Raw genomic sequence first — 24,306 nt, forward strand, 5'->3', positions numbered from 1 at the left:
GCAGAAGACGAGAGAAGGAAAGCAATGGAAGCCAAGGCAATTGCGCGTCATATCCGCGTAACGCCTATGAAGGCCCGGCGCGTCGTCAACCTTGTTCGTGGCAAGCAAGCGAATGAGGCTCTGGCAATTCTGAAGTTTGCCCCCCAGGCAGCTTCGGAGCCGGTATTCAAGGTAGTTCAGTCGGCAATGGCCAACGCACGTGTCCTCGCGGACCGCGACGGCGTGGCCTTCGACGAAGGTGACCTCTACATCAGCGAAGCATTCGTTGACGAAGGACCCACCATGAAGCGGTTCCAGCCGCGGGCCCAGGGCCGCGCCTACCGCATCAACAAGCGCACCAGCCACGTCACCGTGGTAGTCGCAACCCCGAAGAACGAGGAGGACCGTTAAGTGGGACAGAAGGTAAACCCGCACGGGTTCCGACTCGGCATCACCACTGATCACGTTTCGCACTGGTTTGCTGACAGCAACAAGCCGGGCCAGCGTTACAAGGACTTTGTCCGCGAGGACATCAAGATCCGTCAGCTGATGTCCACCGGCATGGACCGCGCCGGCATCGCCAAGGTTGAGATCGAGCGCACCCGCGACCGTGTCCGTGTGGATATCCACACCGCACGGCCGGGCATCGTGATCGGCCGCCGCGGCGCCGAAGCAGACCGCATCCGCGGCGAGCTCGAAAAGCTCACCGGCAAGCAGGTTCAGCTGAACATCCTCGAGGTCAAGAACCCCGAGATGGAAGCACAGCTTGTTGCCCAGGGTGTTGCTGAGCAGCTCTCTTCCCGCGTGGCTTTCCGCCGTGCGATGAAGAAGGCTATCCAGTCCGCACAGCGTGCAGGTGCAAAGGGTATCCGTATCCAGTGCTCCGGCCGCCTGGGTGGCGCTGAAATGAGCCGTTCCGAGTTCTACCGCGAAGGCCGTGTGCCCCTGCACACCCTCCGTGCGAACATCGACTACGGCTTCTTCGAAGCAAAGACCACCTTCGGCCGCATCGGCGTGAAGGTATGGATCTACAAGGGCGACGTCACTTCCAAGGAACTGGCTGCACAGCAGGCTGCTGCACCGTCCCGCGGACGCTCCAACGACCGTCCGGGCCGCGGCCCGGCCGACCGTGGGGACCGTCGTCGTCGTAACGACCGCGGCGACAAGGCCGCCGCGCCTGCTGCAGAGGCTCCGGCCGCTGAGGCAGCTGCCCCCGCAGCAGAAGGAGGACAGGCTTAAATGCTTATCCCACGTCGAGTCAAGTACCGCAAGCAGCACCACCCGGGTCGCTCCGGCGCTGCAACCGGTGGCACCGCAGTCAGCTTTGGTGAATGGGGTATCCAGGCGCTTACGCCTGCTTACGTAACCAACCGCCAGATTGAAGCTGCACGTATTGCCATGACGCGCCACATCAAGCGCGGCGGCAAGGTCTGGATCAACATTTACCCGGACCGTCCGCTGACGAAGAAGCCTGCCGAAACCCGCATGGGTTCCGGTAAGGGTTCGCCGGAGTGGTGGGTTGCAAACGTCAAGCCGGGGCGGGTTCTGTTCGAACTCTCCGGTGTTTCCGAAGAGGTAGCTCGCGAGGCCCTGCGCCTGGCGATCCATAAGCTGCCGTTGAAGGCACGCATTGTGCGTCGCGAGGGTGGTGAATAGCAATGGCTATCGGTTCAAAGGAACTTGCAACTGATCAGCTGGACGGGTTCGACAACGAGCGTCTCGTTGAAGAACTGCGCAAGGCTAAGGAGGAGCTGTTCAACCTCCGTTTCCAGTCCGCCACCGGGCAGCTGGAAAACAACGGCCGCCTCCGCGCCGTAAAGCGCGACATCGCACGCATCTACACGGTGCTGCGTGAGCGTGAACTGGGAATTCGTCCCGAGGCAGCAGCTCCCGTTGAGGAAGCAGCCCCCGAGAAGAAGAAGTCCAAGAAGAAGGCTGCGGAGTCCGAAGCTGCGGTTGCCGAGGATGATGCCAAATGAGCGAAAACAAGAATGAGGCAGCAGTGACAACTGACGCAAACGGAGCCGATGCCCGCGGGTACCGGAAGACCGCTCGCGGCTACGTGGTCTCGGACAAGATGGATAAGACCATCGTTGTTGAGGTCGAAGACCGCGTGAAGCACGCACTGTACGGCAAGGTTCTCCGCCGCACCGAGAAGCGCAAGGCCCATGACGAGCAGAACGCTGCCGGCATTGGTGACCTCGTGCTGATCGCCGAGACCCGGCCGCTGTCCGCTACCAAGCGGTGGCGCCTGGTCGAGATCATCGAAAAGGCCAAGTAGCTACAAGCCGTAAGGCACAGTAGCTGCAAAGCACATAACAGGCCGGAGCGTGTGCCGGGGGAGAGGCTGCAAAGCAGCTCCTCCGGCACGCAGGCGCCGTCCACAGCGTCAGGGCCCCGGCCGCGATATCATCCGATTTCGTTTCCGGGGCCTTTTCGCGATAAACTTGAAATCTTGTCTGTGCGGTGCGGAAGCATGTCCTCTTTCGGACGCCCTTCCTCACCGCCGAATAAGACAAAAGCCCGATAATCTTGTTCAGCATGGTGCTGCGGCTTGCGCTGCAGAGCGGCCCGTCTTGGGGCCGGTGCTGAGTACCAGTATTACGGGGTCCACCCATATCCGTTCCGCAAGGCTCAATAACTGAGAACCGGCGCGACGACAGGAGTACTAAGTGATTCAGCAGGAGTCGCGACTGAAGGTCGCCGACAACACGGGTGCCAAGGAAATCTTGACCATCCGCGTTCTCGGTGGATCCGGCCGTCGCTACGCAGGCATTGGCGACACCATTGTTGCCACCGTCAAGGACGCAATTCCCGGCGGCAACGTCAAGAAGGGCGATGTGGTCAAGGCCGTCATCGTCCGCACCAAGAAGGAACGCCGCCGCCAGGACGGTTCCTACATCAAGTTCGATGAGAACGCTGCAGTGATCTTGAAGAACGACGGAGACCCCCGCGGTACCCGTATCTTCGGCCCGGTCGGCCGCGAGCTTCGCGACAAGAAGTTCATGAAGATCATTTCGCTTGCTCCGGAGGTGCTGTAGACCATGGCAAAGATCAAGAAGGGTGACCTGGTTCAGGTCATCACCGGTGCCAAGGCTGAGCGCGGCGGAGACCGCGGTAAGCAGGGCAAGGTCCTGAAGGTTTTCCCCGAGACCAACCGTGTCCTCGTCGAGGGCATCAACCGCGTCACCAAGCACACCAAGGTTGGCCAGTCCTCCCGCGGTTCCAAGACCGGCGGCATCGAGGTTGTTGAAGCCCCGATCCACGTTTCCAACGTGGCCGTTGTGGATCCCGAGACGAAGAAGCCCACCCGCGTTGGCTACCGCACCGAAACCGTCGAAAAGGACGGCCGGACCCGCACAGTGCGCATCCGCGTCGCCAAGGGCTCTGGGAAGGACCTCTAATGACTGAGACCGTCACCAAGATCGTTCCCCGTCTGAAGACCCGCTATGCAGCGGAGATCAAGAAGACTCTGCAGGACGAGTTCAACTACGCAAACGTCAACCAGGTTCCGCGCCTCGTCAAGGTCGTTGTGAACATGGGTGTTGGAGATGCCGCCAAGGACTCCAAGCTCATTGACGGTGCTGTGCGCGATCTGACCGCGATCACCGGCCAGAAGCCGCAGATCACCAAGGCACGCAAGTCCATCGCACAGTTCAAGCTGCGTGAAGGCATGCCGATCGGTGCGCACGCAACTCTGCGCGGCGACCGCATGTGGGAATTCGTGGACCGCCTGGTCACCCTGGCGCTTCCGCGTATCCGCGACTTCCGCGGCCTGAGCGGCAAGCAGTTCGACGGCAACGGCAACTACACGTTCGGTCTGACCGAACAGTCGATGTTCCACGAAATCGATCAGGACAAGATCGACCGCGTACGCGGCATGGACATCACCGTGGTCACCACCGCCAAGACCGATGACGAGGGACGCGCGCTGCTCAAGGCGCTCGGCTTCCCGTTCAAATCCGAAGATTAATTACTACGTAAAAGGTCTGCTGTGCGCCACCGGGAAAGCCGCGGCTGCAGCAGAAACCGTTACGAGGGAGGGCTAGAGCCCACATGACAATGACAGATCCTGTCGCAGACATGCTCACGCGTCTGCGCAATGCAAACTCGGCATACCACGATTCCGTGTCCATGCCTTACAGCAAGCTCAAGGCACGCGTTGCCGACATCCTGAAGGCCGAAGGCTACATCGCCGGCTGGAAGGAAGAAGAGGCTGAGGTTGGCAAGACGCTGACCCTGGACCTCAAGTTCGGTCCGAACCGTGAGCGCTCCATCGCCGGCATCCGCCGCATCTCCAAGCCCGGTCTGCGTGTATACGCAAAGTCCACCAACCTGCCGCGCGTGCTCGGTGGCCTGGGTATCGCCATCCTGTCGACGTCGTCAGGTCTCCTGACTGACCGCCAGGCCGCCAAGAAGGGTGTGGGTGGGGAAGTCCTCGCCTACGTCTGGTAGCAGGGAAGGGAAAGAATAATGTCACGTATTGGACGTCTGCCCATCTCTGTCCCCGCCGGAGTCGACGTTGCCGTTGATGGCAACAACGTAACGGTCAAGGGTGCCAAGGGAGAGCTGAGCCACGTTGTGCCCAGCCCGATCACGGTTTCCCTGGACGAGAACACCATCACCGTCGCCCGCCCCAATGACGAGCGCGAATCCCGTTCCCTCCACGGCCTGACCCGCACCCTGATCAGCAACATGATCACCGGTGTGACTGAGGGCTACAAGAAGGACCTGGAAATCGTTGGCACCGGTTACCGTGTGCAGGCCAAGGGCTCGGACCTCGAGTTCGCCCTGGGCTACAGCCACCCGGTATCCGTGAAGGCTCCGGAGGGCATCACGCTCACCGTCACGGGCCCCACCAAGCTCACCGTTTCCGGCATTGACAAGCAGCAGGTGGGCGAGGTTTCCGCCAACATCCGCAAGCTGCGCAAGCCTGACCCCTACAAGGGCAAGGGCATTCGTTACGCCGGCGAGATTGTCCGCCGCAAGGTCGGAAAGGCTGGTAAGTAATCATGGCCATCAGCATCAATAAGAAGCGCAATTCCAAGAGCAAGTCCGCTTCCCGGAGCCGCCGCCAGCTGCGGATCCGCAAGCGCATTGCCGGCACCGCGGCCCGCCCGCGCCTGGTCGTCAACCGCTCTGCCCGCCACGTATTCGTCCAGGTTGTCGATGACAGCCGCGGCGTAACCGTTGCATCCGCGTCCACCATGGAAGCAGACCTGCGTTCCATGGAGGGCGACAAGACTGCCAAGTCCAAGCGCGTCGGCGAGCTCGTTGCCGAACGTGCCAAGGCTGCCGGCGTCGAAGCCGTGGTGTTTGACCGCGGCGGCAACCGCTACCACGGCCGCATCGCGGCTGTCGCAGACGGCGCACGCGAAGGTGGGCTGGCACTGTGACCGAGGCAAACAAGGAAAAGGAAAATCAGGTGACTGAAGCTACATCTGCTGAGGCAACTGAGACCAAGGAAACCGCTGCCGCAGGCACCGACGACCGCCGCGGCGGACGCCGGGGCGAGCAGCGCTCCGACCGTGGAGGCCGTGACCGCGGCGGACGCGGCGGACGCGACGGCGGACGTAATGATGACAAGGACAAGTTCATTGAACGCGTCGTGACCATCAACCGCGTCGCCAAGGTTGTCAAGGGTGGTCGGCGCTTCAGCTTCACCGCTCTGGTTGTTGTCGGCGACGGCAACGGCATGGTCGGCGTTGGCTACGGCAAGGCAAAGGAAGTTCCTTCGGCTATCGCCAAGGCAGTCGAGGAAGCGAAGAAGTCCTTCTTCCGCGTTCCCCGCATTGCCGGCACCGTCCCGCACCTGGTGCAGGGCGAGGCAGCCGCAGGCGTTGTCCTGCTGCGTCCGGCTTCCCCGGGTACCGGCGTTATCGCCGGTGGTCCGGTCCGAGCCATCCTCGAGTGCGCCGGTATCCACGACGTGCTTTCCAAGTCGCTGGGTTCCTCCAACGCGATCAACATCGTGCACGCCACGGTTGACGCGCTGAAGCGCCTCGAAGAGCCTCAGGCAGTGGCAGCCCGCCGCGGCCTGCCGCTGGACGAAGTTGCTCCGGCAGCGATGATCCGCAACATGCAGAAGGCAGGTGCCTGATGACTACTCCGAAGCGCGTTGCCGTCAGCTCGGCACAGCTGGAAATCACTCAGATTAAGTCCACCATCGGTGGTAAGCAGAATCAGCGCGACACGCTGCGTTCACTCGGTCTCAAGCGCATCGGCCACACGGTCGTCCGCAGCGCTGATGCCGTGACCGTTGGCATGCTCAACACGGTTCCGCACCTCGTGAAGGTTGAGGAGGCGAAGTAACATGGCCGAAGAAAACAAAGCTCTGAAGGTCCACCACCTGCGTCCCGCACCGGGTGCCAAGACGGCTAAAACCCGTGTTGGCCGCGGTGAAGGTTCCAAGGGTAAGACGGCAGGCCGCGGTACCAAGGGTACGGCTGCCCGCTACCAGGTCAAGGCCGGTTTCGCAGGCGGGCAGCTTCCGCTGCACATGCGTCTGCCGAAGCTGCGCGGCTTCAAGAACCCGTTCAAGGTTGAATTCCAGGTTGTAAACCTGGACAAGATCTCCGAACTGTTCCCCGAAGGCGGTGAGGTCACCGTTGAGGCCCTCGTTGCCAAGGGTGCCGTGCGCAAGAACCAGCCTGTCAAGGTCCTGGGCACCGGCGACATCACCGTCAAGGTCGATGTGAAGGCCGATGCCTTCTCCGCCAGCGCCGCAGAAAAGATCGCTGCAGCAGGCGGATCGGTTACGGCGCTCTAAAGCACTGTGACCGGAACGCACACATTCCGCAACCGGTGCCCGGTACTTCCGGGCACCGGGGCGGGGTATGCATTCCATCTGCTGATCACTTAGCTCCCGGTGGGCCGCGCGAGCGGCGCGCCGGGAGCTAAGTGTTTTTAACACGTCGGCAATCCCCGGTAACAGCTGTTGGTGGCGATAACACAACAGCGGGTTTGAGCGGATAGACTCAGTTTCTGTCAGCAGTCCCGCCGGGACTCATTCACACTTCAGGATTACTTCAGGAGGACGCTTGCTTAGCGCTATTGGCCGGGCTTTCCGGACGCCAGACCTGCGACGCAAGCTGTTGTTTACGCTGGGAATCATCACTATCTTCCGCATGGGTGCGTTTATCCCGGCCCCTGGTGTTGACTACGGCAATGTACAGCAGTGCTTGGCTCTTGGTGCCACCACAGGTGGCCTGTATGAGTTCGTGAACCTCTTCAGCGGCGGTGCCCTGCTGCAGGTCTCAGTCTTTGCCCTCGGCATCATGCCGTACATCACCGCGAGCATTATCGTGCAGCTGCTCCGCGTCGTGATCCCGCACTTCCAGGCACTTCATGAAGAAGGCCAGCAGGGGCAGTCCACGCTGACGCAGTACACGCGTTACCTCACCATTGCCCTGGGACTGCTGAACGCGACAACCGTTGTGTCGCTGGCCCGCTCGGGCGCACTGTTCAACAACATGTGCTCCGTCCCGATCATCCCCGATGACAGCATCATCACCATCCTCCTGCTTATCATCACCCTGACGGCCGGTACCGGCCTGATCATGTGGATGGGCGAGCTGGTGACGGAAAAGGGTGTCGGCAACGGCATGTCCCTGCTCATCTTCACCTCGATCGTGGCGAGCTTCCCCAGCGCCCTGGGTGCCATCCTCTCCGCACAGGGCTGGACCATCTTCCTTGGCGTGATTGCGATCGGCATCGTCACCGTTGCCCTGGTGATTTTCGTCGAACAGTCCCAGCGGCGTGTTCCGGTCCAGTACGCCAAGCGCATGGTCGGACGGCGCACCGTTGGCGGAACCAACACGTACATCCCGATCAAGGTCAACATGGCTGGCGTGATCCCCGTGATCTTCGCATCCTCCATGCTCTACCTCCCCTCGCTGCTGGCCCAGTTCAACACCCCCTCTGACGGATCTGCTCCGCCTGAATGGGTGGTCTGGATCAACAACTACCTGACGTCGGGCGATCACCCGCTCTACATGGCCGTGTACTTCCTGATGATCGTGTTCTTCACGTACTTCTACGTCTCGATCACGTTCAACCCCGAAGAAGTCTCGGAGAACATGAAGAAGTACGGCGGATTCATTCCCGGCATCCGTGCCGGCCGCCCCACCGCCGAATACCTGCAGTACGTGCTTTCCCGCATTACCCTGCCCGGCGCCCTCTATTTGGGCCTCGTTGCCCTTATTCCGCTGATTGCCCTGGTGCTGGTCGGGGCAAACCAGAACTTCCCGTTCGGCGGAACCTCGATCCTCATCATGGTTGGTGTGGGCCTCGAGACGGTCAAACAAATTGACGCACAGCTTCAGCAACGTCACTACGAAGGGTTATTGCGATGACACGACTGCTCATTATCGGGCCTCCCGGCGCCGGCAAGGGAACACAGGCCGCGCGGATCTCGGACCGTCTGGGAATCGCAGCCATCTCCACGGGTGACATCTTCCGCTCCAACGTGAAGAACCTGACCCCGCTGGGCGTCGAGGCCAAGAAGTACATCGACGCCGGCAACTTCGTTCCTGACGAGGTTACGAACAACATGGTCCGGTCACGCCTCAAGGAAGACGACGTGACCGGTGGATTCCTGCTCGACGGTTACCCGCGCACCACCGCACAGGTGGAGGAACTCGATGACATCCTTGCCTCCGGCAACCAGAAGCTCGACGCTGTCCTGCTGCTGACTGCAGACGACGAGGAACTTGTGTCGCGCCTGCTGAAGCGGGCGGAAATCGAAGGCCGCGCGGACGACAATGAGGAAGTCATCCGCCACCGCCTCGAGCTCTACAAGCAGCAGACGGCCGACGTCGTCGCCCGGTATGAGGAGCGCGGCATTGTCACCCGCGTCAACGGCCTGGGAGACATCGACGAAGTCACCGAGCGTGTGATGCAGGCGCTCAAGGACCACAGCTAAAGATAGAAGGCGAGACGTTGGCCCAGCCACGGATCCAGTACAAAACCAACGCACAGATGCGCACCATGCGGGAAGCCGGCCTGGTGCTGATCAAGGCCCTCGACGCCGCGGTGGAAGCCGTTCGTCCGGGTATCACCACAGCGGAGCTCGACCGGGTCTTTGCCGCGGTGCTGGCTGAGGCCGGCGCCACGTCGAACTTCCTGGGTTACTACGGTTTCCCTGCGACGATCTGCACCTCAGTCAATGAGGAAGTTGTTCACGGCATCCCCGGTTCCCGCGTGCTGAACGACGGCGACATCATCTCCATTGACGGTGGTGCGGTGGTCAACGGGTGGCATTCGGACTCGGCCAGGACGGTCATCGTCGGAGCAGCTGATCCCGAGGACCAGCGGCTGTCCGATGTCACCGAGAACGCCATGTGGCACGGCATTGCGGCCGCAGCCAAGGGCAGGTTCGTAGGCGACATTGGCGCCGCCGTCGACGATTACGTGAGCAGTGTCCCGGGCAAGCCGCTGGGCATCCTGGAAGATTACGTCGGCCACGGTATTGGGTCGGAAATGCACCAGGCACCGGACGTGCTGAACTACCGGACCAGCCACCGCGGTCCGAAGCTCAAGCCCGGAATGTGCCTGGCCATCGAACCGATGCTGGTCCGCGGCGGAATCGAGACCAAGACGCTGGAAGACGACTGGACTGTTGTCACCACGGACGGGGCACGCTCCTGCCAGTGGGAACATTCGGTGGCCATCCACGAAAAAGGGATCTGGGTGCTGACCGCCCCCGACGGCGGGGCATCCCGCCTGGAACCGCTGGGCGTCACTCCGGTGCCGATTCCATAGCTGCAGCTGTTTTCCCGTTGAAGGGCCCGTTCCGCCGATTGGCGGAGCGGGCCCTTTGCATGGTGCGGCGTCCGGGCGGTTTCCGGTACCACTGAAGGCACAACAGGAAAATAACCGCGAGCTCCACGGCCCCTCCGGCGTAGTACAGGACCATGGCTCCGGCTTCGCCCTGATCGGTTCTGATTCCTGCCGGGGGAGTGGCGTACAGGGACTTGGCCAGGACATTGTGAGCGGCCATGGTCAGGACCAGGACAGCCGCACGCAGGCGGAGGGAAGCTCGGTGCGGGTTGGGATCCCGGCCGATGAGCGCCGCAGTCCACAGGTAGCCGGCGGCAGCCAGATGGAACGTCACCAGCCAGTGAACCGGCAGCTCGGTCCGCATGGCGTCGAAGAGCGGGGTGCGGAACATCAGCACCATCCCGCCCATGGACAGGACAGCCGCCGTGACCGGGTGGGCCAGGAAGCGGGCCGGAATCGAGCGCAGAACCCTGACCAGGCGGCGGGCGGGAACGGGGTCCATAGTGCGCAGGGCCAGGGTCACCGGCCGGGCAATCACCAGCAGGAGAGGTCCCAGCATTCCGGCGAGGACGTGGGAAACCGCCATGAGAGCGAAGTTACCGTGGGCCTGGGCCGGGAGCGGGCCTGCCGCCGTGACCAGCACTGCAGCGGTGCCGGCCGTGAATGCCACCGACCGGTATACCGGCCAGACACCAGAGCGGGGCGAGAGCACGCCCGCCCAGTAGGCGGCGGCAGCTGCGGCCGCCGGAATCAGGAGCAGGAGGTCGACGGGCAGTCCGCCGGGTTGGTGTTCGTGCAGCATCAGGCCCTCTGGCTGGCCGGAACCGAGGCACGGGTGCGGAAGACCAAGAGAGCTCCGGCGACCAGCAGCAGCACTGCAGCCACGTTCCAGACGAGGTCATAGGGCAGCAGTTCCACTCCATACCGGATTTGGTGGAGCGTGAGAACTTTGTGCTGGATGATGCCGTCGTAGAGCTGGAAGGCGCCGGTCCCCAGCAGTACGGCACCTGTCCACCGGACCGGAATCAGGCTGCGGTACCGGCGCAGGTCGGCGAACAGGAACAGGCCCGCTACTACGGCAAACCAGCCAAAGGCGTGAAACAACCCGTCCGAGAACAAGCCTGCGGCAGTCGTGGACTTGTCATAGAAGTGGTGCCACTGCAGGAGCTGGTGAAACACGACCTCATCCAGGAAAGCGGCGATGCCGATGCCCACGAGGACACCGGAAAGCAGATTCCGGCGGCGGGCCCGGCCCTGGGACATGCTTGCGGAATTCATCCCCAGACCTTAGCAAACCGGTGCCGCCGGAAGGAGTAAACCGGAGCCGCCGGAAGGGTCAGCGCCAGCGCACACCGGGCCGCTCGTCCGGCCCCTCTTCCCGACGCACAGAGCCCGCGTCCGTCACAAAATGAACGGCCGCTGAACGCGCGCTGAAAGCTCGGGCAACTGCTTCTGAAGACTCTTTGAACCGGGGACTTTTCCTGAATTCTCCGGCACCAGGAAACCTACGCTGAAGGCATCAACCACCTGCTGACGAAGGTTCTTCACCCCATGTCATCTTCCACTTTGTCCCCGGCACTGGAGGTCCGCCCACAGCCGTCCGCACCCGGCAGTCCGGGCGCCCCGGGAGCGTCCACTACTCCGGGGCCCGGCCGTCGTGCCGCCAGGGCAGCCAGGCGCCGCGGTAACTGGGTGCTGTTTCTCCTGCTGGCCGGCCCCAACATAGCTCTGCTCCTGGTCTTCACGTACAAGCCGCTGCTGCAGTCCCTCTATTTCTCCACCCTGCAATGGAACATCGGTTCCAGCATTGCCCGGCCCGTGGGCCTTCGGAACTACATGGACTGGCTCAGCGCTTCCTCAACACCCCAGATCGTGGGGGTCACGGTTCTCTTTACCCTGGCCACTGTGGGCGGCGGCATGGTCATCGGGCTGCTGCTGGCACTTCTGCTCAACAGCCGGCTCAAGCTCCGCGGCGCTGCCAGAACAATCATCGTCGCCCCGTACGTGCTTTCCGGCGTGGCGGTCGGTCTGCTCTGGCTGTTTGTCTTCGATCCAAATTTCGGCGTCACCTCGGCGCTGCTTCAGGCCCTCGGCCTGCCGTCGCCGGACTGGTACAACGATCCGGGGTCTGCACTGACCATGGTGATCATCGTCTACCTCTGGAAAAACGCCGGCTACGTGGCCCTGATCTATCTCGCGGGGCTTCAGGCCATCCCCAAAGACCTGCTGGAAGCGGCGTCACTGGACGGCGCCGGGAAGGTCCGCAGGCTGTTCGGGATCGTCCTGCCGCTGCTGGGCCCCACAACGTTCTTCCTGTCGGTCACCACCCTGCTCAGCTCCCTGCAGTCCTTTGACATCATCCAGGCCATGACCAAGGGCGGACCGCTCGGGGGAACAACCACCATGATGTACCAGATCTACCAGGAGGGCTTCACCCACGGAACGGCGGGGTACTCCTCGGCGATCGCCACCATCCTCTTTCTGGTGCTGCTGGCCATCACCCTCATCCAGCTCAAGTTCGTCGAAAAGAAGGTGCACTACTCATGAGCCGTACCCGGACCCGGATTGCCGGCTACGGCACCCTGCTGGCCGCCGTCGCAGTAATGGTCCTGCCGCTGGCCTGGATGCTGCTGGCCAGCTTCAAGGAACCCGATGAAATCTACACCGTCCCGATCCAGTGGATTCCGGCCGCCTGGGACCTGTCCAACTATGCCGCAGCCCTGGAACGGGTGCCGTTTGGCAGCTTCTTCGCGAATTCGCTCCTGGTGACGGTCATCGGTGCCTCGCTGAAGATTTTCCTGGGACTGACGACGGCGTATGCGCTGGTGTTCCTGGACGTCCCGTTCAAGAAGGTGTTTTTCGCCGTCGTGATCTTCGCCCTCCTGATTCCGCAGCAGATCGTCATCATCCCCAACTACACCCTGGTGGCGGAGCTCGGCTGGCTGAACACCTACCAGGGCATGATCCTGCCCGGGCTGGCCAGCGCCTTCGGCACCTTCCTTTTCCGCCAGCATTTCCTGTCCCTGCCGGCCTCCGTGCTGGAAGCGGCGGGGCTCGACGGCGCCGGCCACCTGCGCAGGCTCTTCCACTTCGTGGTGCCGATGTCCGCTCCGACCATCGCCGCCGTCGCGCTCGTCTCGGTGGTCAACGAGTGGAACGAATACCTCTGGCCGCTGCTGGTCGTCGACAAGGCGGAGATGATGACCCTCCCTGTCGGTCTGACCCTGCTGCAGAACAACGACGGCGTTACCAACTGGGGCGTGCTGATGGCGGGAACGGTCCTGGTGACCGTGCCGGTGCTCGTCCTGTTCTTTGTGCTCCAGCGCCGGATTGTCTCCGGCCTGACCGCCGGTGCCGTCACGGGCTAGGCCCGTCCTTAACTTCCTCTCAACCCCGTTCCCTTTCATCTACCCGCCCGCAAGACCCAGGAACCACTAAGGAAACCATGAACAAGCGACTCGCCCCTGCCTCACTTCCCGCCGCCGGCCTCACCCGCCGCAATATCCTTGCCCTCGCCGGCATCCTCGGAGGTTCAGCCGCCCTGGCCGCGTGCGGCGGGCCCTCGACCGCCGGAGAAGGCGGAGCAGTAACGGCAGCCGGGAGCGACTGGTCGGCAGTGACACCGGCGAAGAAGATCACCTGGTGGTCCAACCACCCCGGAGCCTCCAAGCCAATTGAAGAGGAACTGATCCGGCGGTTCACCCAGGAATCGGGCATCGAGGTGGAGCTGGTCACTGCCGGCGCCAACTACGACGAAGTTGCCCAGCGCTTCCAGTCCTCGGCCGGAACCGACAACGTTCCGGACCTGGTCGGTGCCAGCGACGTCTGGTGGTTCCGCTACATGATCAACGGCCAGATCATCCCGGTGGACAGCCTGGCAGCGCACCTGGAAATCGACACCCAGGACTACAACTCCGGCCTGTACAACGACTACCGGTTCGGTGAGGATCACTGGGCCTTCCCCTACGCCCGGTCCACGCCGCTGTTCTACTACAACCGTGACCTCTTCAAAGCCGCCGGCCTGCCGGACCGCGCCCCGAAGACCTGGACCGAATACAACGAATGGGCACCGGCCCTGACGGCAGCCAACAACGGGGCAGTGCCCATGTCGCTCGGGAAGGGCACTTCCTGGTCAGCCTGGTGGTTCTGCAACATCATGTGGGGGCTTGGCGGCTCCTACTCGGACGAGTGGACGTTGACCCTGGATGATCCCAAGACCATTGAAGCCGGCGAGTTCCTCCGCCGGATGATGAACCAGGACAAAACGCTGACCGTCTCCGCAGCCGACTACGTCGCCGATTTCACCGCCGGGGTCAGCGCCTGCACCATCGCCTCCACCGGTTCCCTCACCGGTATCCTCGAGGCCGCAAAGTTCGACGTCGGCACCGGGTTCCTGCCCCAGGGACCGGAAGGCGCGGCCTGCCCGACAGGCGGCACCGGCATTGCCATCGCGGCGGACAAATCCCCGGAACAGCAGCTGGCAGCGGCGATGTTCCTGAAGTTCATCGGCGAACCGGAGCAGACCGCGTACTTCTCGGCAAACACCGGGTACATGCCGGTCCGCACTTCCGCAGCGGACGGGGAAACCATGAAGGCCGTGTACGCCAAGGCTCCGCAATTCCGGACAGCAGTGGACCAGCTGGCCACCACCAGGGTGCAGGACTGGGCACGGTCCTTCATCCCGTCCGGCGACCAGGCCCTGACCACCGCCCTGGAGAAGATTATGCTGCAGGACACCCCGGCGGCGGAGGCCTTCGCGGCAGCAGCCGAAGCCATCGGCAAGTCCTTCGAGCAGAACGTTGAGCCGTACCTGTGAACCCCGTGCTGCCGGGGCGGGGGGAGCTGACCAACATTGCCCACCGCGGAAACTCGTCACAGGCACCCGAAAACACCCTGGCCGCCTTCGCCTCAGCGGTGGCGGCCGGGGCCGGGATGATCGAAACTGACCTGCAGCTCAGCTCGGACGGCACTGCCGTACTCATCCATGACGCAAGCCTCTCCCGGACCGCAGGCAGCGGTGCCCTGGTAGGACAGACACCGGCAGCCCAGCTGCGGGGCGCCGACGCGGGTTCCTGGTTCGCACCGCAATTCGCCGGCGAACGGCTCCCGGACCTGACGGATCTGGTTGCTTTCGCCGCTGAACACCCCGCGGTATCCTGGCTCCTGGAGTTCAAGGGGGAGTGGAGCACCAGCGGGATCACGTCCGTGGCGGAACTGCTGCGGGCGGGCGGACTCGGCCCGCGCTGCCTGCTCCAGGGATTTTCCCGCCAGACGGTGCGCACCCTTTTCACTGTGGCTCCGGACCTGCCGCGGGGACTGCTGACCGGCGTCGCACCGCCGTCCGGAAGCGAAGGGGAACTGCTGCAGTTCCTGTCAGCGGTCGAAGCATCCGCCTGCAACCCGCACGGTTCTCTTCTCACGGCGGCTCCCGGGCTGGTGGATACCCTGCATTCCAACGGTCAGCTGGTTTATACCTGGACGCTGAACGAGCCGGCGCACTGGGAGGCAGCGGTATCGGCGGGTGTTGACGGGATCATTACTGACCGTCCTGCCGGACTTGCGGCCTGGCTGAGGCACTCCTCGCCGGTGCGCAGTGCCCCAGGGATTTAACTTATCCGGCATCGTACCGTAGAGTTATCTGTTGGTTGTCTCTACATTCGTGCCCTTTTCCATCCGGAGAATTCCGGCAGGCGGGGCATGAAGGGACCACCAAAAACCAAAACCGCTGCCCGTGCAAATCAAGGGCGGCACAGACGTTAGCGGAGGATATGGCCAAGAAAGACGGCGTCATAGAGATTGAGGGCTCGGTCAACGAAGCCCTGCCCAATGCGATGTTCCGCGTTGAGCTGGCCAACGGCCACATTGTGCTCGCACACATCTCGGGAAAGATGCGTCAACACTACATTCGCATCCTCCCCGGAGACCGCGTTGTGGTGGAACTTAGCCCGTACGACCTCACCCGGGGCCGTATCGTCTACCGCTACAAGTAACAACAAGGCTCCGGTTTCCCACAGGGGACCCGGAGTTCATCCCTGCAACCACGCAAAGGAAAACCATGAAGGTCCAGCCGAGCGTCAAGCAGATCTGCGATAAGTGCAAGGTGATTCGCCGTAACGGCCGAGTCATGGTGATCTGCGAGAACCCGCGCCACAAGCAGCGCCAGGGCTAACTAGCGGCTAACGTCCAAGGACCCGCAGGGGGCCTTCGGGCACGCTAAGCCCACGCGTAGTAATTGAATATGGCAGTACAGCGTCTGATACGCGTGACGCATACCCCCGGTACGGAGGCCGGGGACCTGGCAACGGGGACGTACTGCCTCAGACCTCCGGTATTACCCAAAGGAGAACCGCCAATATGGCACGTCTCGCCGGCGTAGACATTCCCCGCGAAAAGCGGGTTGTCATTGCGCTTACCTACATCTACGGCGTGGGCAAGACCCGTGCAGAGCTGACCTTGGCAGAGACCGGCATCAGCCCGGACACTCGCGTCAAGGACCTCACCGATGCTGAGCTCGTTCAGCTGCGTGACTACATCGAGGGCAACTTCAAGGTTGAGGGTGACCTCCGCCGCGAGGTAGCAGCAGATATCCGCCGCAAGGTTGAAATCGGCAGCTACCAGGGCATCCGCCACCGCCGCGGCATGCCTGTCCACGGCCAGCGCACCAAGACCAACGCTCGTACCCGCAAGGGCCCGAAGCGTACCGTTGCCGGTAAGAAGAAGGCCGGCCGCTAAATAACGCGGTCCAGGTCATGACCTGCACAGTCAGGTCACCTATTCCAAACTCTTTGTAGGAGAAGTAATGCCCCCCAAGACTCGTGGAGCGGTACGCAAACCGCGTCGCAAGGATAAGAAGAATATTGCGCTCGGCCAGGCGCATATCAAGAGCACTTTCAACAACACCATCGTGTCCATCACGGACCCGTCCGGTGCTGTTATCTCATGGGCTTCCGCCGGTGAGGTTGGCTTCAAGGGTTCCCGCAAGTCCACCCCGTTCGCTGCGCAGATGGCTGCTGAAGCCGCTGCCAAGCGCGCCCAGGAACACGGCGTCCGCAAGGTCGACGTCTTCGTGAAGGGTCCGGGTTCGGGACGCGAAACCGCTATCCGTTCGCTGCAGGCCACCGGCCTGGAAGTTGGCACCATTCAGGATGTCACCCCGAGCGCACACAACGGCTGCCGTCCCCCGAAGCGCCGCCGCGTCTAATTCGCATTCGTTGCCGGTGCCGGCACTGTTCGTCGGGTCTGCTCTGCTTAGCGCAGGCAGGCCCGAAGGGCGGTCCGGCCCGGGTGCGAGGCTGCTAGCCGTCCAAGACGCGCGCGGGATGCCCCGTCGTCGTCGTTTCCACCATTTGTGCTGCGTCATATAGCGGACGCTCGCTGAAAGGAAATGCAAGTGCTCATTGCACAGCGCCCCACCCTCACTGAAGAAGTCGTAGCCGACAACCGGTCCCGGTTCATCATCGAACCGCTGGAACCCGGTTTTGGCTACACCCTCGGCAACTCGCTTCGCCGCACGCTGCTTTCCTCCATCCCCGGTGCTGCCGTAACCAGCATCCGGATCGACGGAGTTCTGCATGAGTTCACCACCGTTCCCGGCGTGAAGGAGGATGTCACTGAGATCATCCTGAACGTCAAGAACCTCTCGGTGTCCTCCGAGCATGACGAGCCTGTCGTGGCTTACCTGCGCAAGCAGGGCCCCGGCGTCGTCACCGCTGCGGACATTGCTCCGCCGGCCGGCGTGGAGTTCCACAACCCGGATCTGCACATCGCCACCCTGAACTCGAAGGGCAAGTTCGAACTTGAACTGACCATCGAGCGTGGACGTGGCTACGTTTCCGCAAGCCAGAACAAGTCCGGCGACCAGGAGATCGGCCGTATTCCGGTTGACTCCATCTACTCGCCGGTCCTGAAGGTAACCTTCCGCGTGGAGGCTACCCGTGTCGAGCAGCGCACCGACTTCGACCGCCTCATTGTCGACGTTGAAACCAAGGATGCCATTGCACCGCGCGACGCCGTCGCCTCTGCCGGCACCACCCTGGTTGAGCTTTTCGGCCTGGCCCGTGAACTGAACACCGCAGCTGAAGGCATCGAAATTGGCCCGAGCCCCACGGATGCCGCACTGGCAGCCGATATGGCCCTGCCGATTGAGGACCTTGAGCTGACCGTGCGCTCCTACAACTGCCTCAAGCGCGAAGGCATCCACAGCGTGGGTGAACTCGTAGCCCGCTCCGAGGCTGACCTGATGGACATCCGTAACTTCGGTGCGAAGTCCATCGATGAGGTGAAGGCGAAGCTGGTTGAACTGGGTCTGTCCCTGAAGGATTCCCCTCCCGGGTTCGACCTTGCAGCCCGCGCCGCAGCCATTGAAGAGGACGAGTCCGAATTCTCGGACGACGAGCTCTAACTACGCAAAATTATGCCGCCGTGCCTGAGCACAGCGCGGCACCGTTTGAGGAGAAAAAGTAATGCCTACACCCACCAAGGGTAAGCGCCTCGGAGGCAGCCCGGCTCACCAGCGCCTGATGCTGGCGAACCTGGCCGCTCAGCTGTTCGAGCACAAGCAGATCACCACCACGGTGACCAAGGCCAAGCGCCTGCGTCCCTACGCAGAACGCCTGATCACGTTCGCAAAGCGCGGAGACCTGTCTTCCCGCCGCCGCGTTCTGGCCCTGATCTCTGACAAGGGCCTCGTTCACGAGCTCTTCACCGAGATCGCACCGGCCGTTGCCCAGCGCGACGGCGGCTACACCCGCATCACCAAGATCGGCAACCGCAAGGGCGACAACGCTCCCATGGCTGTCATCGAGCTGGTTCTGGAACCGCTGTCCGCAAAGCAGTCTGTTGTTGCCGAGGCATCCACCGCTGCTGCTGCCGCTGCTCCGGCTCCGGTTGCTGAGTCTGCCGATTCCGCTGATTCCGCCGACTCGGCTGAATCCGGCGAGTCCGCTGACTCTGCAGAATCCGCTGAGTCTGCTGACTCTGCTGATGACGCTGCTGAGGCAACCGAAGAGAAGAAGTAATTCTCTGATTGGTTCACCGTGCCCTTAATATTGAGGGTATGAGTATCGAGAAACCCGCCGTCCCACACCCGGACGGCGGGTTTCTTCGTATCCGGCTGGACCTGGCCTACGACGGCGCGCCGTTTTCCGGCTGGGCCACCCAGCCCGGTTTCCGCACGGTCCAGGGCACGCTGGAAGCAGCGCTGGCCGTCCTGATCCGCCGGCCGGTCCGGGTAACGGTAGCCGGGCGGACGGACGCCGGAGTCCATGCCCGCGGCCAGGTGGTCCACTTCGACCTCACCCCTGCCGAGTGGCACGCACTGTCCCGCGGCAAGGACCTGGAACCATCCGCGGCATTGCGGCGCAGGCTGCGCGGCGTCATCAACCGCGAACTGACCATGCCGTTAAAGGACGCAGGTACCTCCCGGCGGGCAGCCGAGGCCCTGGCCGGCGCTATCGAGGTCCGTGCCGTCACGCTGGCGCCTGAGGGTTTTGACGCCCGGTTCTCGGCTCTGTGGCGCAGGTACAGCTACCGGATCGCGGACCGGGAGCAGACCTGGGACCCGCTGCTGCGCAGCATTAGCCTCTGGTACAAAGTCCCGGTCAACGAGGACGCCATGAATGAAGCCGCCGCAGGAGTGCTGGGGATCCAGGACTTCCTGTCCTTCTGTAAACCGCGGGAAGGGGCCACGACAATCCGTGAGCTGCAGGAATTCAGGTTTGTCCGCGGCTCAGACGGGATTCTCACGGCGCACCTGCAAGCCGACGCGTTCTGCCACAACATGGTGCGCTCCCTGATCGGAGGAGCGCTGCTGGTCGGTGCGGGGGAGCGGAGGCCTCAGTGGCTGGCCGAACGCATGTTCGCCCGCATCCGCGACTCCAAATCCATCCTGGCAGCGCCGCATCCGCTGGTGCTGGAGGAAGTCCGGTACCCGGACGCGGACCAGCTGCTGGCACGGGCGGAAATGACACGTGCCCGGAGGGCATAAAGAAGGGCATAGAATAGTCAGGACAGTCGCGTGCACCGGACTTTGACCTGGCCCGGCAAGCAAGCTATTGTTTATAGTCGTTGTGCGTGTCCTACCTCGATAGGTCTATGCCCACGGGAGCGGCTCGGTTGCAGAGCCACCTGGCCCCGGGGAGATAGCCGAGAACTCAGGACCACTGGTTACATCAGTCCTCACCTGACCGTCCGGTAACGCATAGAGAAGCTGCGCGGCGTATGGCATCCATACGCGGCGCGCCACCTAAGAAGAAGAAACGAAGGCAAAAACGTGCGTACGTACACCCCGAAGCCCGGCGACATCAACCGCCAGTGGCACGTCATTGACGCCACCGACGTTGTCCTAGGCCGTCTTGCCAGCCAGACCGCAACACTGCTGCGCGGAAAGCACAAGCCGACCTTTGCCCCCCACATGGACATGGGCGATTTCGTCATCATCATCAACGCTGAGAAGGTTGCCCTGACCGGCGCCAAGCTCGAACAGAAGCGTGCCTACCGCCACTCGGGTTACCCGGGCGGTCTGTCCTCCGTCAACTATGCCGAACTGCTGGAAAAGAACCCGGTGCGCGCAGTTGAGAAGGCCATCCGCGGCATGCTGCCCAAGAACTCCCTCGCTGCACAGCAGATGGGCAAGCTGAAGGTATACAAGGGTGCCGAGCACCCGCATGCCGCACAGCAGCCCAAGACCTTCGAAATCACCCAGGTCGCCCAGTAGTTCTGGCCCGCCAACTAAGAAATTAATTCAAGGAGAATCGTGGCTCAGAACACTGAAGAGCTGAATGACAACACCGAGGAGCTCACCAGCTACACCTCGGAAAGCACCGACGCCGCCCAGGCCGAGGTCAAGGAACGTCCGGCACTGACCGTCGCCGGTTCCGCTGTTGGCCGCCGCAAGGAAGCCATTGCACGTGTCCGGGTTGTCCCGGGCACCGGCAAGTGGATCGTCAATGGCCGCGAACTGGCCGACTACTTCCCGAACAAACTGCACCAGCAGGAAGTCAACGAGCCGTTCAAGCTTCTTGACCTCGACGGTGCTTACGACGTTATCGCCCGCATCCACGGCGGCGGCGCATCCGGCCAGGCAGGCGCCCTGCGTCTCGGCGTGGCCCGCTCGCTGAACGAGATCGACCGCGAAAACAACCGCCCGGCTCTGAAGAAGGCCGGCTTCCTGACTCGTGACGCCCGCGTCATCGAGCGCAAGAAGGCTGGTCTCAAGAAGGCCCGTAAGGCACCTCAGTACTCCAAGCGCTAATTCAGCGCTACCCGTTCTGCAGGCGCTGGAGCGCCTGCAGAACGGGGCCCTCGCGCTGAATCAGTGCTTGGCTCCACAAGCGCTAATTCAACGGTGCGGAGGAAGCCAAGTGCTGGAACGGTGCTTAGGTTCACATTTCGCCCAGGCGATAGCGAAAACCCCCGGCTGCGGCTGGGGGTTTTCGCTTTAAGTCGCTTGCGTTGTCCAAGGCGAATCCCGGCTAATCGACGCGTGCGCAGAGCAGCGTTTGGGCGCAGGCGATGCACGGGTGGCAGAATAGGCGCGGGGGGTTGCAAGCGCGAACCCCTGCTGGGCAACTGCATGCTTGGTTACTACATGCTGTTAAGGATCTTTGAACATGACACGACTGTTTGGTACCGACGGCGTTCGGGGACTGGCTAACGGCTTGATCACCGCCGAAGTGGCGCTCGGACTGGCGCAGGCTGCCGCCGTCGTCCTCGGGCACCGGCAGGTCCCCGCAGGTAAGCGTCCGGTAGCTGTCGTGGCACGGGACCCGAGGATCAGCGGCGAGTTCATTTCCGCCGCGGTCGAGGCAGGCCTGGCAAGTTCCGGCGTCGACGTTTTCGACGCCGGTGTCCTCCCCACCCCCGCAGCCGCCTACCTGGTGGCGGACCTCGATGCAGACTTCGGCGTGATGATCTCCGCCTCCCACAACGCAGCCCCCGATAACGGCATCAAGTTCCTGGCCCGCGGAGGCCAGAAGCTCGACGACGCGCTGGAAGATGCGATCGAAGCCGAGATGAACGAGCCGAATCCCCGCCCCACCGGGGCCGCCGTAGGCCGGATCCAACGGTTCGCCGACGCCGAGGACCGGTACATCGTTCACCTGCTCCAGACCCTTCCGCACCGTCTGGAGGGCCTGAAGGTGGTCCTGGACTGTGCGCACGGAGCAGCCAGCGGCTGCTCGCCCCAGGTCTTCGCGGACGCCGGTGCCGACGTCGTGGTGATCGGAGCCGAACCTGACGGCATCAACATCAACGACGGCTACGGCTCCACCCACCTCGGAGCGCTGCAGGAAGCCGTTCTCGCGCACGGCGCGGACCTCGGCATCGCGCACGACGGTGATGCTGACCGCTGCCTGGCAGTGGACGCCGAAGGCAACGTCGTCGACGGCGATCAGATCATGGCCATCATGGCCGTCGCCATGAAGGCGTCCGGCGAGCTGAAGGACGACGCCCTTGTAGCCACGGTCATGAGCAACCTCGGCTTGAAGCTCGCGCTGCGGGAAGCCGGAATCAGCATCCGGGAGACCGGCGTGGGGGACCGGTACGTGCTGGAAGCTATGCGCGAGGGCGGTTACAGTCTCGGTGGCGAGCAGTCCGGCCACGTCATTTTCTCCAAGTACGCGACCACCGGAGACGGAGTCCTCACGGGTCTGCAGCTGGCCGCCCAGGTGGCAAAGACCGGCCGCAGCCTGAAACAGCTGGCCAGCATCATGGAAAAACTGCCCCAGGTGCTGATCAACGTCAAGAATGTGGACAAATCCGCTGCCTCCTCCAACGAGGCGGTGCGCCGCGCCGTGATCGATGCCCAGGAAAAACTCGGTGAGACGGGCCGTGTCCTGCTGCGTCCCTCAGGAACCGAACCACTGGTCCGGGTCATGGTTGAAGCAGCAGACATGGACACCGCGCGCAGCGTCGCCGAGAAGCTGGCGGCGACCGTTGAAGCCCACCTCTCGCTGACAGCCTCAGAGGGCGCCGGCGTCTGAGCCTGCCGCTGCTGGGCGTGCCGCTGGTTATCCGGCGCTGTTGACGCTGCGCTGTTCCGGTCCGCCAACGCTGCGGACCGGAGCGGCGGACGACGTTAGTGCCGGGGACCTGAGCCGGAATGGCTGGGCGGATTGGCCTGTGCGCTGAGGGCGTCGCGGATCTCGGTCAGGAGCACGATCTGCGGGTCAACGGAGACTGACGGTTCAATTCCCAGGCGGCGGTTGCGCCGTTCGATCATCTTGTTCATCGGCAGGACGACCACAAAGTAAACCGTCGCGGCCACGAGCAGGAAGTTCACGACGGCGGTAAGCAGGACACCGAAGCGCACCTCATTGCCGTTGAGTTCCAGGACCGCGAAACTGTCGAAGTTCGGCGACCCGGCGAGGGCCGAAATGAACGGCATCAGCACAGCGGAGACCATGGCGTTGACCACCGCGGTGAACGAGGTTCCGATGATGACGGCGACGGCAAGGTCCAGGACGTTGCCTTTCATAATGAAGTTCTTGAACCCTTTAAGCATTGGCTCAGACTACCGGCTGCCCGGATACTCCTAGGTCTTGCGCAGCAGCATCCGCCGGACGGAATGGTCCGCGTCTTTGGTGAGGACCAGCTGGGCCCGCCCGCGGGTCGGCAGGACATTTGTCACGAGGTTGGGCTCATTGATGCGCTTCCAGATATCCAGTGCCGTTTCCCGGGCTTTTTGGTCCGTAAGGCCCGCGTAGCGGTGGAAGTAGGAGGCGGGGTTGGCGAAGGCGCCGCTGCGCAGCGACTGGAAGCGCTGGACGTACCACTCCTCAATGTAGGCCGTTCGGGCGTCAACATAGATTGAAAAATCGAAGAAATCGCTGAGCGCCAGGCCCGAGCGTCCGTCCGGGCGGGTCCGTGCCGGGGCCAGGACGTTGAGTCCCTCGACGATCAGGACGTCCGGACGCCGGACCACAATTTCCGAATCCGGAACAATGTCATAGGTGAGGTGCGAGTACCGGGGTGCCCGGACTTCCTCGGCGCCGCTCTTGACCGCACTGACAAAGCGCAGCAGCCTGCGCCGGTCATAACTCTCCGGGAAACCCTTGCGCTCCATCAGACCGCGCCGCTTCAGCTCGGCGTTCGGATACAGGAAGCCGTCGGTGGTCACCAGCTCCACGTTCGGCGTATCCGGCCAGCGCCGCAGCATTTCCCGGAGCACGCGGGCAGTGGTGGATTTTCCGACCGCGACCGAACCGGCGACCCCAATAACGAACGGTGTCCTTGTGGTTTGTTCGCCCAGGAAGGTGGTGGTGGCGCTGTGCAGCTTGCCCGCCGCGGCCACGTAAAGATTCAGCAGCCGGGAGAGCGGCAAATACACTTCACGGACTTCATCCAGGTTCAGCTGGTCACCGAGTCCGCGCAGGCGCGTGATGTCATCCTGATTCAGCGGAGACTCGATTTCGTGGGACAAACGTGACCAGGTCTGCCGGTCCAGCTCGACGAAAGGGGTGAAGTTACTCTCATGGCCGTTTCCCGGCGAGGACTTCGGAGTTGGTTCGGTCACTCTAGGAATTGTGCACTGCCGCGGCGGCCAATCCA

General features: G+C 62.8%; 35 protein-coding genes. 31 read left to right on the forward strand and 4 right to left on the reverse strand.

Translation table 11 applies throughout. From position 1 onward, the window contains the following. Positions 1-24 precede the first annotated feature (24 nt). The 17 genes from rplV (at position 25) to map (ending at position 9,741) form a co-directional block, all read left to right on the forward strand. On the forward strand, positions 25-390 hold the full coding sequence (rplV, locus tag H9639_RS07675) for a 50S ribosomal protein L22 (RefSeq protein ID WP_066295929.1): 366 nt from the start codon (positions 25-27) through the stop codon (positions 388-390). Then, positions 391-1,218, forward strand: coding sequence for a 30S ribosomal protein S3 (rpsC, locus tag H9639_RS07680; RefSeq protein ID WP_055239352.1), 828 nt, complete (start codon positions 391-393; stop codon positions 1,216-1,218). Further along, on the forward strand, positions 1,219-1,635 hold the full coding sequence (gene rplP, locus H9639_RS07685; RefSeq protein ID WP_055239353.1) for a 50S ribosomal protein L16: 417 nt from the start codon (positions 1,219-1,221) through the stop codon (positions 1,633-1,635). It begins immediately after the preceding gene. A gap of 2 nt (positions 1,636-1,637) precedes the next feature. Then, entirely contained in the window at positions 1,638-1,958 is a 321-nt protein-coding gene (gene rpmC, locus H9639_RS07690) for a 50S ribosomal protein L29 (protein WP_191807525.1), read from the forward strand. Beyond that, a complete protein-coding gene (gene rpsQ, locus H9639_RS07695; protein ID WP_055239355.1) occupies positions 1,955-2,260 on the forward strand; it encodes a 30S ribosomal protein S17 in 306 nt (101 codons plus the stop codon). Before rpmC ends, rpsQ begins: the two co-directional genes overlap by 4 nt. Positions 2,261-2,651: 391 nt before the next feature. Continuing rightward, positions 2,652-3,020, forward strand: coding sequence for a 50S ribosomal protein L14 (rplN, locus tag H9639_RS07700; protein WP_055239356.1), 369 nt, complete (start codon positions 2,652-2,654; stop codon positions 3,018-3,020). A 3-nt stretch (positions 3,021-3,023) separates the two neighbouring features. Next, positions 3,024-3,383: a 50S ribosomal protein L24 gene (gene rplX / locus H9639_RS07705; protein ID WP_191807526.1), complete on the forward strand. Its 360-nt coding sequence runs from the start codon at positions 3,024-3,026 to the stop codon at positions 3,381-3,383. Next, positions 3,383-3,952 carry a 50S ribosomal protein L5 gene (gene rplE / locus H9639_RS07710; RefSeq protein ID WP_066295909.1) on the forward strand — a complete coding sequence of 190 codons (570 nt, stop codon included), beginning with the start codon at positions 3,383-3,385 and terminating at the stop codon, positions 3,950-3,952. Before rplX ends, rplE begins: the two co-directional genes overlap by 1 nt. A gap of 83 nt (positions 3,953-4,035) precedes the next feature. After that, complete coding sequence (gene rpsH / locus H9639_RS07715) at positions 4,036-4,434, forward strand: 30S ribosomal protein S8 (RefSeq protein ID WP_066295906.1); 399 nt, start codon at positions 4,036-4,038, stop codon at positions 4,432-4,434. 18 nt (positions 4,435-4,452) lie between these two features. Further along, positions 4,453-4,989: a 50S ribosomal protein L6 gene (gene rplF / locus H9639_RS07720; protein ID WP_191746923.1), complete on the forward strand. Its 537-nt coding sequence runs from the start codon at positions 4,453-4,455 to the stop codon at positions 4,987-4,989. Between the two features lie 2 nt (positions 4,990-4,991). Next, entirely contained in the window at positions 4,992-5,375 is a 384-nt protein-coding gene (rplR, locus tag H9639_RS07725) for a 50S ribosomal protein L18 (RefSeq protein WP_091602676.1), read from the forward strand. Positions 5,376-5,404: 29 nt separating this feature from the next. Then, the gene (rpsE, locus tag H9639_RS07730) at positions 5,405-6,079 is read left to right on the forward strand and encodes a 30S ribosomal protein S5 (RefSeq protein ID WP_191746925.1); all 675 of its coding nucleotides are present in this window, start codon (positions 5,405-5,407) and stop codon (positions 6,077-6,079) included. After that, positions 6,079-6,291, forward strand: coding sequence for a 50S ribosomal protein L30 (gene rpmD / locus H9639_RS07735; RefSeq protein ID WP_191807527.1), 213 nt, complete (start codon positions 6,079-6,081; stop codon positions 6,289-6,291). The genes rpsE and rpmD overlap by 1 nt, the downstream gene beginning before the upstream one ends. Before the next feature lies 1 nt (position 6,292). After that, entirely contained in the window at positions 6,293-6,748 is a 456-nt protein-coding gene (gene rplO / locus H9639_RS07740) for a 50S ribosomal protein L15 (RefSeq protein WP_191746927.1), read from the forward strand. Positions 6,749-7,019: 271 nt separating this feature from the next. After that, positions 7,020-8,333, forward strand: coding sequence for a preprotein translocase subunit SecY (gene secY, locus H9639_RS07745; RefSeq protein WP_191807528.1), 1,314 nt, complete (start codon positions 7,020-7,022; stop codon positions 8,331-8,333). Further along, a complete protein-coding gene (locus H9639_RS07750) occupies positions 8,330-8,902 on the forward strand; it encodes an adenylate kinase (RefSeq protein WP_191807529.1) in 573 nt (190 codons plus the stop codon). Before secY ends, H9639_RS07750 begins: the two co-directional genes overlap by 4 nt. A gap of 17 nt (positions 8,903-8,919) precedes the next feature. Continuing rightward, complete coding sequence (gene map, locus H9639_RS07755; RefSeq protein WP_225219355.1) at positions 8,920-9,741, forward strand: type I methionyl aminopeptidase; 822 nt, start codon at positions 8,920-8,922, stop codon at positions 9,739-9,741. On the opposite strand, the gene H9639_RS07760 is transcribed toward map, so the two are convergent. Both H9639_RS07760 and H9639_RS07765 read right to left on the reverse strand, forming a co-directional pair. Continuing rightward, on the reverse strand, positions 9,719-10,561 hold the full coding sequence (locus tag H9639_RS07760) for a cytochrome c oxidase assembly protein (protein WP_191807530.1): 843 nt from the start codon (positions 10,559-10,561) through the stop codon (positions 9,719-9,721). The two genes, map and H9639_RS07760, sit on opposite strands and share 23 nt — an antisense overlap. Beyond that, positions 10,561-11,037, reverse strand: a complete 477-nt coding sequence (locus tag H9639_RS07765; RefSeq protein WP_191807531.1) for a DUF2243 domain-containing protein — start codon at positions 11,035-11,037, stop codon at positions 10,561-10,563. The genes H9639_RS07760 and H9639_RS07765 overlap by 1 nt, the downstream gene beginning before the upstream one ends. Positions 11,038-11,310: 273 nt before the next feature. On the opposite strand from H9639_RS07765, the gene H9639_RS07770 reads away from it, so the two are divergent. The 14 genes from H9639_RS07770 (at position 11,311) to glmM (ending at position 22,739) form a co-directional block, all read left to right on the forward strand. Next, entirely contained in the window at positions 11,311-12,306 is a 996-nt protein-coding gene (locus H9639_RS07770; protein WP_191807532.1) for a carbohydrate ABC transporter permease, read from the forward strand. Next, positions 12,303-13,127, forward strand: coding sequence for a carbohydrate ABC transporter permease (locus H9639_RS07775; protein ID WP_191807533.1), 825 nt, complete (start codon positions 12,303-12,305; stop codon positions 13,125-13,127). Before H9639_RS07770 ends, H9639_RS07775 begins: the two co-directional genes overlap by 4 nt. A gap of 77 nt (positions 13,128-13,204) precedes the next feature. Beyond that, complete coding sequence (locus tag H9639_RS07780; RefSeq protein WP_191807534.1) at positions 13,205-14,575, forward strand: ABC transporter substrate-binding protein; 1,371 nt, start codon at positions 13,205-13,207, stop codon at positions 14,573-14,575. Further along, positions 14,572-15,369 carry a glycerophosphodiester phosphodiesterase gene (locus H9639_RS07785; protein ID WP_191807535.1) on the forward strand — a complete coding sequence of 266 codons (798 nt, stop codon included), beginning with the start codon at positions 14,572-14,574 and terminating at the stop codon, positions 15,367-15,369. The genes H9639_RS07780 and H9639_RS07785 overlap by 4 nt, the downstream gene beginning before the upstream one ends. Positions 15,370-15,527: 158 nt before the next feature. Beyond that, entirely contained in the window at positions 15,528-15,749 is a 222-nt protein-coding gene (gene infA / locus H9639_RS07790) for a translation initiation factor IF-1 (protein ID WP_055239372.1), read from the forward strand. Positions 15,750-15,814: 65 nt separating this feature from the next. Beyond that, positions 15,815-15,928: a 50S ribosomal protein L36 gene (gene rpmJ, locus H9639_RS07795; RefSeq protein WP_012397712.1), complete on the forward strand. Its 114-nt coding sequence runs from the start codon at positions 15,815-15,817 to the stop codon at positions 15,926-15,928. A 185-nt stretch (positions 15,929-16,113) separates the two neighbouring features. Beyond that, complete coding sequence (gene rpsM, locus H9639_RS07800; RefSeq protein ID WP_066295877.1) at positions 16,114-16,491, forward strand: 30S ribosomal protein S13; 378 nt, start codon at positions 16,114-16,116, stop codon at positions 16,489-16,491. A 67-nt stretch (positions 16,492-16,558) separates the two neighbouring features. Beyond that, positions 16,559-16,960: a 30S ribosomal protein S11 gene (rpsK, locus tag H9639_RS07805; protein ID WP_066295874.1), complete on the forward strand. Its 402-nt coding sequence runs from the start codon at positions 16,559-16,561 to the stop codon at positions 16,958-16,960. Positions 16,961-17,149: 189 nt separating this feature from the next. Next, positions 17,150-18,160 carry a DNA-directed RNA polymerase subunit alpha gene (locus tag H9639_RS07810; RefSeq protein WP_066295871.1) on the forward strand — a complete coding sequence of 337 codons (1,011 nt, stop codon included), beginning with the start codon at positions 17,150-17,152 and terminating at the stop codon, positions 18,158-18,160. A 61-nt stretch (positions 18,161-18,221) separates the two neighbouring features. Beyond that, a complete protein-coding gene (gene rplQ, locus H9639_RS07815; protein ID WP_191807536.1) occupies positions 18,222-18,776 on the forward strand; it encodes a 50S ribosomal protein L17 in 555 nt (184 codons plus the stop codon). Between the two features lie 38 nt (positions 18,777-18,814). After that, positions 18,815-19,744, forward strand: a complete 930-nt coding sequence (gene truA, locus H9639_RS07820; protein ID WP_191807537.1) for a tRNA pseudouridine(38-40) synthase TruA — start codon at positions 18,815-18,817, stop codon at positions 19,742-19,744. A gap of 285 nt (positions 19,745-20,029) precedes the next feature. Beyond that, positions 20,030-20,473 (forward strand): 50S ribosomal protein L13, encoded by a 444-nt coding sequence (gene rplM / locus H9639_RS07825; RefSeq protein WP_191807538.1) that lies wholly within the window; start codon positions 20,030-20,032, stop codon positions 20,471-20,473. Between the two features lie 39 nt (positions 20,474-20,512). Beyond that, positions 20,513-21,010 (forward strand): 30S ribosomal protein S9, encoded by a 498-nt coding sequence (gene rpsI / locus H9639_RS07830; RefSeq protein ID WP_066295858.1) that lies wholly within the window; start codon positions 20,513-20,515, stop codon positions 21,008-21,010. 358 nt (positions 21,011-21,368) lie between these two features. Continuing rightward, positions 21,369-22,739, forward strand: a complete 1,371-nt coding sequence (gene glmM / locus H9639_RS07835) for a phosphoglucosamine mutase (RefSeq protein ID WP_191807539.1) — start codon at positions 21,369-21,371, stop codon at positions 22,737-22,739. A gap of 95 nt (positions 22,740-22,834) precedes the next feature. Here glmM and mscL read toward each other — a convergent pair whose 3' ends face one another. Together mscL and coaA are read right to left on the reverse strand one after the other, a co-directional pair. Next, positions 22,835-23,260: a large conductance mechanosensitive channel protein MscL gene (mscL, locus tag H9639_RS07840; protein ID WP_191807540.1), complete on the reverse strand. Its 426-nt coding sequence runs from the start codon at positions 23,258-23,260 to the stop codon at positions 22,835-22,837. A gap of 30 nt (positions 23,261-23,290) precedes the next feature. Then, positions 23,291-24,271 carry a type I pantothenate kinase gene (gene coaA / locus H9639_RS07845; RefSeq protein ID WP_191807541.1) on the reverse strand — a complete coding sequence of 327 codons (981 nt, stop codon included), beginning with the start codon at positions 24,269-24,271 and terminating at the stop codon, positions 23,291-23,293. Positions 24,272-24,306 lie beyond the last annotated feature (35 nt).

This window comes from Arthrobacter gallicola, from assembly GCF_014836775.1.
In the GTDB taxonomy this organism is placed as follows: Bacteria; Actinomycetota; Actinomycetes; order Actinomycetales; family Micrococcaceae; genus Arthrobacter_B; species Arthrobacter_B gallicola.

Bases quoted from the DNA above. Each gene is read 5' to 3' on its own strand.
- rplX (WP_191807526.1), top strand. From the start codon at position 3,024: ATGGCAAAGATCAAGAAGGGTGACCTGGTTCAGGTCATCACCGGTGCC.
- rpsK (WP_066295874.1), top strand. From the start codon at position 16,559: ATGCCCCCCAAGACTCGTGGAGCGGTACGCAAACCGCGTCGCAAGGAT.
- H9639_RS07775 (WP_191807533.1), top strand. From the start codon at position 12,303: ATGAGCCGTACCCGGACCCGGATTGCCGGCTACGGCACCCTGCTGGCC.
- H9639_RS07770 (WP_191807532.1), top strand. From the start codon at position 11,311: ATGTCATCTTCCACTTTGTCCCCGGCACTGGAGGTCCGCCCACAGCCG.
- rplO (WP_191746927.1), top strand. From the start codon at position 6,293: ATGGCCGAAGAAAACAAAGCTCTGAAGGTCCACCACCTGCGTCCCGCA.
- rpmD (WP_191807527.1), top strand. From the start codon at position 6,079: ATGACTACTCCGAAGCGCGTTGCCGTCAGCTCGGCACAGCTGGAAATC.
- mscL (WP_191807540.1), bottom strand. From the start codon at position 23,260: ATGCTTAAAGGGTTCAAGAACTTCATTATGAAAGGCAACGTCCTGGAC.
- rpsH (WP_066295906.1), top strand. From the start codon at position 4,036: ATGACAATGACAGATCCTGTCGCAGACATGCTCACGCGTCTGCGCAAT.
- H9639_RS07750 (WP_191807529.1), top strand. From the start codon at position 8,330: ATGACACGACTGCTCATTATCGGGCCTCCCGGCGCCGGCAAGGGAACA.
- rplQ (WP_191807536.1), top strand. From the start codon at position 18,222: ATGCCTACACCCACCAAGGGTAAGCGCCTCGGAGGCAGCCCGGCTCAC.
- truA (WP_191807537.1), top strand. From the start codon at position 18,815: ATGAGTATCGAGAAACCCGCCGTCCCACACCCGGACGGCGGGTTTCTT.
- H9639_RS07780 (WP_191807534.1), top strand. From the start codon at position 13,205: ATGAACAAGCGACTCGCCCCTGCCTCACTTCCCGCCGCCGGCCTCACC.
- rplE (WP_066295909.1), top strand. From the start codon at position 3,383: ATGACTGAGACCGTCACCAAGATCGTTCCCCGTCTGAAGACCCGCTAT.
- rpmJ (WP_012397712.1), top strand. From the start codon at position 15,815: ATGAAGGTCCAGCCGAGCGTCAAGCAGATCTGCGATAAGTGCAAGGTG.
- H9639_RS07765 (WP_191807531.1), bottom strand. From the start codon at position 11,037: ATGAATTCCGCAAGCATGTCCCAGGGCCGGGCCCGCCGCCGGAATCTG.
- rpsQ (WP_055239355.1), top strand. From the start codon at position 1,955: ATGAGCGAAAACAAGAATGAGGCAGCAGTGACAACTGACGCAAACGGA.
- H9639_RS07760 (WP_191807530.1), bottom strand. From the start codon at position 10,561: ATGCTGCACGAACACCAACCCGGCGGACTGCCCGTCGACCTCCTGCTC.
- glmM (WP_191807539.1), top strand. From the start codon at position 21,369: ATGACACGACTGTTTGGTACCGACGGCGTTCGGGGACTGGCTAACGGC.
- rplF (WP_191746923.1), top strand. From the start codon at position 4,453: ATGTCACGTATTGGACGTCTGCCCATCTCTGTCCCCGCCGGAGTCGAC.
- rpmC (WP_191807525.1), top strand. From the start codon at position 1,638: ATGGCTATCGGTTCAAAGGAACTTGCAACTGATCAGCTGGACGGGTTC.
- rplV (WP_066295929.1), top strand. From the start codon at position 25: ATGGAAGCCAAGGCAATTGCGCGTCATATCCGCGTAACGCCTATGAAG.
- infA (WP_055239372.1), top strand. From the start codon at position 15,528: ATGGCCAAGAAAGACGGCGTCATAGAGATTGAGGGCTCGGTCAACGAA.
- rplR (WP_091602676.1), top strand. From the start codon at position 4,992: ATGGCCATCAGCATCAATAAGAAGCGCAATTCCAAGAGCAAGTCCGCT.
- rpsM (WP_066295877.1), top strand. From the start codon at position 16,114: ATGGCACGTCTCGCCGGCGTAGACATTCCCCGCGAAAAGCGGGTTGTC.
- rplP (WP_055239353.1), top strand. From the start codon at position 1,219: ATGCTTATCCCACGTCGAGTCAAGTACCGCAAGCAGCACCACCCGGGT.